Origin of the sequence: Dactylosporangium sp. NPDC000555, from assembly GCF_040300025.1 — a bacterium.
Classification (GTDB): Bacteria; Actinomycetota; Actinomycetes; order Mycobacteriales; family Micromonosporaceae; genus Dactylosporangium.
In genome coordinates this window covers 55,542-64,241 of sequence record NZ_JBEPDB010000051.1, presented here as the reverse complement: position 1 = coordinate 64,241, position 8,700 = coordinate 55,542, and the positions used below count along the sequence as shown (strand labels likewise).

The window sequence follows — 8,700 nt, the reverse complement described above, 5'->3', positions numbered from 1 at the left end:
GATCCTGCTCGTACACCCCGAACTGGCTGTTGTAGTCCGCCTCGGAACCCTGCGCCTGGTGCAGCTGGTCCAGCGCGCCGTGCTCCTGACCGGCCGCGTAGTGGCCGTAGTCCACGTCGTGGCCGCCGTCGTAGCCGGTGTCGATGTCGCTCATGGTGGGCTCCTTCTGGGAAGTGGCTGGTGTGGCCTTGCGATGCATAGAACGTTAGGGCCGGCCGCCACCCGTCGAATCCCGGAAACGTGCCACCAGGCGGGTGTCGCGTCAGGGCCCGCGCAACCGGTGGATCGCCAGGTGCGAGGGTTGGCCGGACCGTGCGCCGGGATGACAGACTTCGTTGCCGTGGACAGCGAAACTTTCTGGTCGATCATCGACGGTGCCCGGTCCGCCGCTGGGGAGCACGTCACGCCGGGCTTCGCCGAGCGGTTCACCGCCGCGCTGCGGGTGCGCCTGGCCACCCTCGACAAGAGCGAACTGCTGGACTTCGACGCCCGCCGCACCGAGCTGCAGGCGCGCGCCAACTCCTCGGCGATGTGGGCGACGGGGCGGGTGACGGCCCGCTACGCCGACGCGTTCGTGGACGGCCTCATCGCCCGCGGCCGCGAGCTCTACGAGCGGGCCGTGGCCGACCCGGACGGGCTGGCCGACGATCCGGTGGTCCGGGCCGTGGCCGCGGGCGACCTCGCCGCGCACGAGCTCGCCCCGCGCGAGGTCGAGGACCTCGCCGAGGATCTTTACGGCGAGACCGACGACTACCCGATGCTGCTGCGCTCCCGCACCGGCCAGGTCGCCCCGCTGGTCGAGGACGACTGGGACGACGAGGACGACGCGGCAGTGCGCAGGCACCTGCCGAGGATCGCCGCCCTCTTCCTGAAGTAGCCGGGGTCGCGAGGGTGCCTCCACCCCCGAGGTTTCACCCCGATTACCTGCCCGCGCCGCCCGTTCGGGTGAATTCCGCTTGTCCCGCCTGGGTAGCACGACCAAAGAGGCCGCAACGAGCGCGTGTTAGGCTCCGGACGCCCACTACCTGGAGAGTTGCGCATGAGCAATCACCGGTCCGTTGTCATCAACGGGGACCTCGGCAGCGGCAAGTCCACGGTCTCCGTCGAGCTCGCGAGCCGGCTCGGGCTGCGCCGGATCAGCGTCGGCGACATGTACCGGGAGATGGCCCAGCGCCGCGGCATGACCGCCCTGCAGCTCAACCTCCACGCGGAGCTCGACGACGCGATCGACAGCGCGGTGGACAACCTGCAGAGTGAGATCGCGAGCTCCGGCGAGCAGTTGATCGTCGACAGCCGCCTCGCCTGGTTCTTCTTCCACGAGGCGTTCAAGGTCCACCTCATCACCGAGCCCAACGAGGCCGCCCGGCGGGTGCTGTCCCGCCCGCACAGCGACGTGGAGAACTACACCTCGCTGGATGAGGCGAAGCGCAACCTGTACAGCCGCGCCGAGAGCGAGCGGATGCGGTTCCTGACCCGCTACGGCGCGGACAAGTATCGGCTGCGCAACTACGACCTGGTAGCCGACAGCACCCGGGCCACGCCCGACGAGGTCGTGGCGGCGGTGCAGGCCGCGTTCGAGGGGCGGCTCGGCGCCGACGTCCTGCGCGAGCGGCCGCCGCTGCTGCTGCTCGACCCGATGCGGATCTACCCGACCCGCGAGATCGACTTCGCCGACGAGACCCTGGCCCAGGAGCTCGCGGACGCCAAGCCCGAGGACCTCGAGCCGCTCACGATCGGCCACTGCGGCCCCGACTACTACGTGATCGACGGCCACCGGCGGCTCAGCGCGGCCGTGCAGAACCGCCTGCACCTCGTCCCCGGCAGCCTGCTCGCGGAGAGCGAGGAGCCGGTCACCAATCGGCTCAGCGCCAACGACTACTTCCGCGCCCACGTGACGCCCGAGGTGATCGAGGCGTGGGAGCGGGTCCACAAGATCGAGTTGCACAGCCCTTCTGAGGTGCGCGCCGGCAAACAGTGAGTAGGCGTACTCAGGCGGCCAGGTCGCGGCCGCCCGAGACTCTCCTCATGAGCGCGAACGCGAACATCCCGCAGAAGACCACCGCGGCCTTCTTCATCCAGTCCGCCCTGTCGTTCGGCGTCTCGATCGTCGGCGTGGGGATCGGCATCGCCTACCTCCCGGTCGACGCCTGGATGCGGGCGTTCCTGGGGCTGGGCCTGCTCTACACGGTCACGTCGGCGTTCACCCTGGCCAAGGTCATCCGCGACCAGCAGGAATCGGTGTCGGTCGTGCAGCGCGTCGACCAGGCTCGCCTCGACCGGATCCTGACCGAGCACGACCCGTTTCGCACCGCACCCTGACGTCGCGTCCGCGCGCTAGGCGGCCGACTCCAGTCCGTTGACCCGGACCACGACGGACTCCGCGGCGGCGACGGCCTCGGCGGCGACGAGCACCTCGATGGCGGCCAGCGGCTCGGCGGCGGCGAGGGTCTCCATGACCGTCCGCCGGCGGCAGATCCGCACCGGGTGCCGCCGCTGCGCTCTGGCCTCCGCCGTCCGCCGGCGCAGCTTGTTGACCATGCCCACCAGCGGCGCCCCGGCCACGAAGATCAGGGCCGCCGCGGCGACGAGCAGCAGCGGCAGCCAGGACGAGTCCTCGATCGCCTCACCGCCGAAATGGCCGATCAGCGCGCCGTAGGAGGCCCACAACGTCGCCGCGACCACGTCGTAGGTGGCGAACCGGCGCGTCGAGACGCCGTTACGCCCCGCATACACCGCGGTGATCATCCGCCCCGCCGGCACGAACCGGCAGAACAGCACGGCGAGGAAGATGTGCCGTTGCATGGCCCCGTTGAGCCGGGCGGCGATGGCCTGGGCCCGGCGCGGCATCGCCCGGGAGGCCCGCTTGCCGCGGCGCCCGAGGCGCCGCCCGACGAGAAAGGCCAGCAGGTCCCCGGCCACGACGCCGAGGACGCCGGAGAGAACGAGCAGCAGCAGCTCGACGTGTCCGGAGGCGGAGAGGATGCCCCCGCCGATCATGAGTGCCTGCGCGGGTACGACCGGGATGAAGGCATCGACGGTGAGCAGGACGAGGACCGTGGCATACAGGACGCCCGGCACGGACACGAGGTCCAGCACCGCGCTCACCATCTCGGACTCGCCATGGCCCGCCCCTTACCCCACCGAAGGCCGAACAGTTCCCCCCTGGACCATGGCAACACGGTCACGCGTGCCCCCATGCCCAACTCGTAACGATTGTGTCCCGCATCTCCTTTGAAATGCCTGAGAACACACGTACTCGCAGGTGGGAACGCCCATCGCCGCGGGGTGAAAGCCGGCCGGACGAAGCCCGCGGGGATCAGCCGACGGTCTCGTGGATGAAGCACCAGCGCCAGGACTCGCCCGGTTCGATCGACTGCATCACCGGGTGGTGCACGACGAGGAAGTGCTGCGTGGCGTGGCGGCGCGGGGACGAGTCGCAGCAGGCCACATGACCGCAGGCCAGGCACTGGCGCAGGTGCACCCAGTCGGTGAAGCCGCCCTCCAGGCACTCCGGGCAGCCATCCACCTCGGGCGGCTCGATCTTCTCGGCTGCTTCCAGATGTACGCAGGTCACGTGTTCTCCCGCTCGAGCAGTGACTCTTCCAGGTCCATGTCACGCTGCGCCTGGCGCAGCGTCTCCTCCGGGATCCTCCCGCTGTCCCGCGCTTTGCGGAAAACCTCCCGCTCCGCGTTCAGCATCTCGCGGCGCAGCCGGGCGTACGCGGCGGACGGTGTTTCCCGGTCCGCCCGGCCCAGCCGCTCCCACGCCATGTTGGAGCGGCTCTGCGCCATCTGGCGCAGCCGCTCGACCACGCCGTCGGGGGCGTCGCCGGCCATCTCCTCCAGCCGCGCCTTGCCGGCCCGGGACGCCTCGTGCTGCACCGAGGCCTCGGCCAGCGCGTCCTCCTTCTCATCGTCCGACGGGACCTTCAGCCAGCGGGCCACGGTGGGCAGGGTGGCGCCCTGCAACACCAATGTGGCGACGATGACGCCGAACGCCAGGATCACGAAGAGGCCGCGCGGGTAGGAGGCGTCGCCGGCGAGCCGTTCCGGCAGCGAGAGCGCGGCGGCCAGGGTGACCGCGCCGCGCATGCCGGCCCACGAGATCACCGCCGGGGCGGCCAGCGGCGGGGCCGGGTCGCGGCGGCGGACCCGCGGGATGAGCCTGGCCAGGTAGGTGCTGGGGAACAGCCACACGATCCGCGTCACGATGACGACCCCGACCACGGCAGCGAGCACGCCCATCGTGAAGCCGAACGAGCGCTCCACGTGCGCGACGAGGCTACGCAGTTGCAGCCCCACGAGCAGGAACACGGCGCCCTCGAGGAGGAACTTCACCATCCGCCAGAAGGCGTCCATCTGCAGGCGCGAGGCGGCCGACACCAGGGTGGGCATCCGGTGGCCCAGCGACAGGCCGCAGATCACGACGGCGACGACGCCGGAGGCGTGCACGGCCTCGGCCGGCAGGAACACCACCCAGGGCGTGAGCAGTGACACCGCGTTGTCGATGAGCGGGTTGCGGACCCGCTTGTGCACGAAGCCGATGACGAGCCCGCCGGCCACGCCGAACGCGATGCCGCCGAGCACCGCGACCGAGGCCTGCTCGGCGATCGACCAGCCGTCGACCGCCGTCCCGACCGCCGCGGCCACCGCGACACGCAGCGTGACCAGCGCGCTCGCGTCGTTGATGAGGCTCTCGCCCTCGAGCACGGTGACCACCCGCCGTGGCAGGCCGATGCGCCGGGCGACCGCCGTGGCCGCGACCGCGTCCGGCGGGGCGACGACCGCACCCAGGGCAAGGCATGCGGCCAGCGGTACGTTCGGAAGCAACGCATGCAGCGAGAACCCCACGGCCGCCGTGGTGAACAGCACCAGCCCGACGGCGAGCAGCAGGATCGGGCGGAGGTTGAACTTGAACGCCGGAACCGACGTCTCGAGCGCCGCCACGTAGAGGATCGGCGGCAGGATGCCGAGCAGCACGACCTCGGGATCGAGCTCGATGTCCAGCACCCCGGGGACGTAGGAGATACCGATGCCCACGACCACCAGCAGGATCGGCGACAGCACGCCGATACGGCGGGCGACCACCGAGGTGGCGACCACGACCGCGATCAGGAAGACGACGTTCTCGAGCCCGTGCACGCGCGAAAGCTTATCCACGGCATGGATCGACAGAGTTACGAGTGACGCCCGCCACGCCCCCGGGTGGCCACGCGCCCGATGGCCGCCGGGTACGTGCGCGAGCTGCGCCGATCCTGAGACACTTTCACCCGCACGTGCGGCCAGCCGTCCGATAGGGAAGGATCGTCCTCATGTATGCCACGCGACAATTACCTGGGCCCATCGGGCGGGCGTGAGCATGGCCGACCTCAGCGCGACCGTGGACCCGCGCAGCCGGCGGATCGGCCCCGCCGCCGGCGAACGGATCCGCGTGCTGCTGGTCGAGGACGATCCGGGCGACGCGTTCCTGGTCCGCGAGCTGCTCGCGGAGGCCGGCGCGCCGTTCGACGTGGAGATCGCGCAGACCATGCGCGAGGCCCGGCCGCGGTTTCGCGACGTGCACTGCGTCCTGCTCGATCTCGGGCTGCCCGACGCGAGCGGGCTCGACGGGCTGCGCCAAGTGCTGCAGCACTCGGCCCGCGCCGCGGTCTGCGTGCTCACCGGGATGGAGGACGAGCACCTGGGCACCGCCGCGGTCGCCGAGGGCGCGCAGGACTACCTGGTCAAGGGCACGGTCGACGGCGCCGGGCTGTCCCGGGCGGTGCGCTACGCGGTCGAGCGCAAGCGCGCCGACGAGCAGGCCCGGCTGCTGCGCGAGTCGGAGCTGCGCCAGGCCGAGTCGGCCCGCCTCGAGCGCGGCCTGCTCCCCCAGCCCCTGATGCGCGACGTCCCCGCCGAGCTGTTCTCCATATACCGCCCCGGCCGCGACCGCGCGCTGCTGGGCGGCGACTTCTTCGACGCGATCGGCGTCGACGGCGGCAGCCGCCTGCACCTGCTCATCGGCGACGTCTGCGGCCACGGGGTGGACGAGGCGCCGCTGGGCGTGGCGCTGCGGGTCGCCTGGCGGGCGCTGGTGCTGGCCGGCGTACCGGAGGAGCACATCCTCGACTCCCTGGAGCAGGTGCTGGTCAGCGAGCGGCGCACCGAGGAGCTGTTCGCGACCGTCGCGGTGGCCACCGTCGACCTGGCCGCCGGCAAGGCGCGGATCCGCCTTGCTGGCCACCCGCCGCCGATCCTGCTGGGTGGCGGCCGGGCCGCGCCCTGCGATGTCGAGCCCGGCCTGGTGCTGGGCGTGATCCCGGGCGTGCCCCGGCCCGCCACCGAGATCACGCTTGGCCCGGCGGACGGCTGGTCGCTGCTGCTCTACACCGACGGGCTGATCGAGGGCGCCGCCGGGCCCGGCGCCCGGCCCGGCGAGCGCCTCGGCGTCGACGGGCTGTGCCGCGTATTGCAGGGCCCGCACGGCACCGAGCCCCGCGAACTGCCGGCCTGGCTGGCGCTGCAGGCCGAGACGCACAATGGTGGACCGATGCCGGACGATGTCGCGGTGCTCCTGCTGACCCCATCGAGGACGTCATGACGCCGGCCTCCTGGTCGCTGTGGCGGCGCATCGCCGCGCTGTGCGCGGTCGTCGCCGGCCTCCTCGGCGTGATCGCGATCACCGCCACCGCCACCGCAGCCGCCAACCGGTCCGACACGGCCCGGGCGATGGACCAGCTCACGCCCGCCCTGGTCAATGCCGAGCGGTTGTACTCCCAGTTGCTGCGCCAGCAGTCCAGCGCGCGCACGTTCGCGCTGACCGGCAAGGACTCCGATCTCGACAGCTACCGCGACGCCCAGGCGCAGGAGCGGCACATCCTGGCGGAGACCGAGCAGCTCGTCGCCGACGAGCCGGCCCTCGTCACCGCGGTGCACGACATCGCGACCGCGACCGCGGCGTACCGCAGCCAGATCACCGAACCGCTGATCGCCCGCACGCGCGCCGAGGGCGTGGCCCCGGACCTCGCCGCGCCGACGGATCAGTCGCGGGCCGTGTACAACGCCGCCTCCGGCCGCATCGCGGCGCTGTCGCACCAGCTCGCCACCCGCCGGGACGAGGTCGCCCGGCAGGTGCGGGAGACCAGTGCCGTGCTCATCCTCCTGCTGATCTTCGCCGCGGTCGTCGTGGTCGTGGCCGGCGTCGCGCTCGCCCTGCTGCTGCGGCGTCTCGTCACGCGCCCGGTGACCGACCTCGCCGCCGAGGTACGGCGCGTGGCCGGGGGCGACTACGAGTACGCCATCAAAAGCTCCGGACCGCCCGAGCTCACGGCGCTGGCCGATGACGTCGACGCGATGCGCAGGCGGATCAACGCCGATCTCAACGACGTACAGGAGGCTCGCCGGCTGGTCGAGGAGGCCAACCGGATGCTTGAGCAGCAGGCCGCGGAGCTCACCCGCTCCAACCGAGACCTTGAGCAGTTCGCGTACGTGGCCAGCCACGACCTGCAGGAGCCGCTCCGCAAGGTGGCGAGCTTCTGCCAGCTCCTGCAGCGGCGGTACTCCGGGCGGCTCGACGAGCGCGCCGACCAGTACATCGGCTTCGCCGTCGACGGGGCGCAGCGGATGCAGCGGCTCATCAACGACCTGCTCGCCTTCTCCCGCATCGGCCGGCTGACCGGCGGCTTCAACGACGTCGACCTCAACAAGGTCGCCGTCGACGCCGCCGCCCATTTCGACGCGCAGCGCGAGGCCACCGACACCGAGATCATCTTCACCGGCCTGCCCATCGTGCGCGGCGAGGAGCCCCTGCTCGGCGCGCTGTTCAGCAACCTCATCGGCAACGCCATCAAGTTCCGCCGCCCCGACGTCCCGCCGCGCATCGTCATCAGCAGTCGCCTGGCCGACGGCGAGTACGAGATCAGCGTCGAGGACAACGGCATCGGCATCGAGCCCGAGTTCGCCGACAAGGTCTTCGTGATCTTCCAGCGCCTCCACGCCAAGGAGGCGTACCCGGGCACGGGCATCGGCCTGGCGATCGCCAAGAAGATCGTGGAGTATCACGGCGGGCGCATCTGGATCGACCCCTCGCACCGCGAAGGTACGCTGTTCCGGTTCACGCTCCCGGTGCCCCCCGCCGACCCCGCCCCAGCCCTGCTCGAGGAGTCCGCTTCATGACCGTGCCCGTCGAAGCATCCCTGCCCATCGAGGTGTTGCTGGTCGAGGACGACCCGGGCGACGTGCTCATGACGCAGGAGGCGTTCGAGGAGCACAAGCTGCGCAACAAGCTCAACGTGGTGCCGGACGGCGAGGAGGCCCTGGCCTACCTGCGGCGCGAGGGCCGGTACGCCGGGGCGACCCGCCCAGACCTGATCCTGCTCGACCTCAACCTGCCGCGCGTCGACGGGCGGGAGGTCCTGCAGGTCATCAAGCAGGACCAGGACCTGCGCCGCATCCCGGTGGTCGTGCTGACGACCTCGCAGGCCGACGAGGACATCCTGCGCAGCTACTCCCTGCACGCCAACGCATACGTCACGAAGCCGGTCGACTTCGACAGCTTCATCGCCGTGGTACGCCAGATCGACGAGTTCTTCGTCAGCGTGGTGAAGCTTCCGCCGCGCGGCTGACGACTTCGCTTTTACGTCTCGTCGTCTCTTCCGGATAAATCCGGACACCGATGGTGCCCGGATTTATCCGACTTATCATCATGTTCCGGGATAGTGC

Annotated in this window: 9 protein-coding genes; 6 read left to right on the top strand and 3 right to left on the bottom strand. The window is 71.1% G+C overall.

Features of this window, described 5'->3' with window-relative positions; genetic code table 11:
- Positions 1 to 340 precede the first annotated feature (340 nt).
- From ABT297_RS27120 to ABT297_RS27110, 3 genes are all read left to right on the top strand, one after another.
- Positions 341 to 877, top strand: a complete 537-nt coding sequence (locus ABT297_RS27120; protein WP_350554578.1) for a DUF4240 domain-containing protein — start codon at positions 341 to 343, stop codon at positions 875 to 877.
- 162 nt (positions 878 to 1,039) lie between these two features.
- Positions 1,040 to 1,978, top strand: a complete 939-nt coding sequence (locus tag ABT297_RS27115; RefSeq protein ID WP_350554576.1) for an AAA family ATPase — start codon at positions 1,040 to 1,042, stop codon at positions 1,976 to 1,978.
- Between the two features lie 47 nt (positions 1,979 to 2,025).
- Positions 2,026 to 2,319: a YiaA/YiaB family inner membrane protein gene (locus ABT297_RS27110; protein WP_350554574.1), complete on the top strand. Its 294-nt coding sequence runs from the start codon at positions 2,026 to 2,028 to the stop codon at positions 2,317 to 2,319.
- A gap of 15 nt (positions 2,320 to 2,334) precedes the next feature.
- Here the strand turns inward: ABT297_RS27110 and ABT297_RS27105 are convergent, their stop codons facing one another.
- The 3 genes from ABT297_RS27105 to ABT297_RS27095 form a co-directional block, all read right to left on the bottom strand.
- Positions 2,335 to 3,096 (bottom strand): DedA family protein, encoded by a 762-nt coding sequence (locus ABT297_RS27105; protein WP_350554572.1) that lies wholly within the window; start codon positions 3,094 to 3,096, stop codon positions 2,335 to 2,337.
- 220 nt (positions 3,097 to 3,316) lie between these two features.
- A complete protein-coding gene (locus ABT297_RS27100) occupies positions 3,317 to 3,574 on the bottom strand; it encodes a UBP-type zinc finger domain-containing protein (RefSeq protein WP_350554570.1) in 258 nt (85 codons plus the stop codon).
- Positions 3,571 to 5,142 carry a Na+/H+ antiporter gene (locus tag ABT297_RS27095; RefSeq protein WP_350554568.1) on the bottom strand — a complete coding sequence of 524 codons (1,572 nt, stop codon included), beginning with the start codon at positions 5,140 to 5,142 and terminating at the stop codon, positions 3,571 to 3,573. The genes ABT297_RS27100 and ABT297_RS27095 overlap by 4 nt, the downstream gene beginning before the upstream one ends.
- 217 nt (positions 5,143 to 5,359) lie before the next feature.
- Here ABT297_RS27095 and ABT297_RS27090 point away from each other — a divergent pair, with 217 nt between their 5' ends.
- From ABT297_RS27090 to ABT297_RS27080, 3 genes are read left to right on the top strand one after another with little or no spacing between them, the layout of a single operon-like run.
- Complete coding sequence (locus ABT297_RS27090) at positions 5,360 to 6,580, top strand: PP2C family protein-serine/threonine phosphatase (RefSeq protein ID WP_350554584.1); 1,221 nt, start codon at positions 5,360 to 5,362, stop codon at positions 6,578 to 6,580.
- Entirely contained in the window at positions 6,577 to 8,154 is a 1,578-nt protein-coding gene (locus tag ABT297_RS27085) for a sensor histidine kinase (protein ID WP_350554566.1), read from the top strand. The genes ABT297_RS27090 and ABT297_RS27085 overlap by 4 nt, the downstream gene beginning before the upstream one ends.
- Entirely contained in the window at positions 8,151 to 8,603 is a 453-nt protein-coding gene (locus tag ABT297_RS27080) for a response regulator (protein WP_350554564.1), read from the top strand. Before ABT297_RS27085 ends, ABT297_RS27080 begins: the two co-directional genes overlap by 4 nt.
- Positions 8,604 to 8,700 lie beyond the last annotated feature (97 nt).

Excerpts from the sequence above, each read along its gene's own strand:
- ABT297_RS27115 (WP_350554576.1), top strand. The coding sequence starts at position 1,040 with ATGAGCAATCACCGGTCCGTTGTCATCAACGGGGACCTCGGCAGCGGC.
- ABT297_RS27080 (WP_350554564.1), top strand. The coding sequence starts at position 8,151 with ATGACCGTGCCCGTCGAAGCATCCCTGCCCATCGAGGTGTTGCTGGTC.
- ABT297_RS27090 (WP_350554584.1), top strand. The coding sequence starts at position 5,360 with ATGGCCGACCTCAGCGCGACCGTGGACCCGCGCAGCCGGCGGATCGGC.
- ABT297_RS27110 (WP_350554574.1), top strand. The coding sequence starts at position 2,026 with ATGAGCGCGAACGCGAACATCCCGCAGAAGACCACCGCGGCCTTCTTC.
- ABT297_RS27085 (WP_350554566.1), top strand. The coding sequence starts at position 6,577 with ATGACGCCGGCCTCCTGGTCGCTGTGGCGGCGCATCGCCGCGCTGTGC.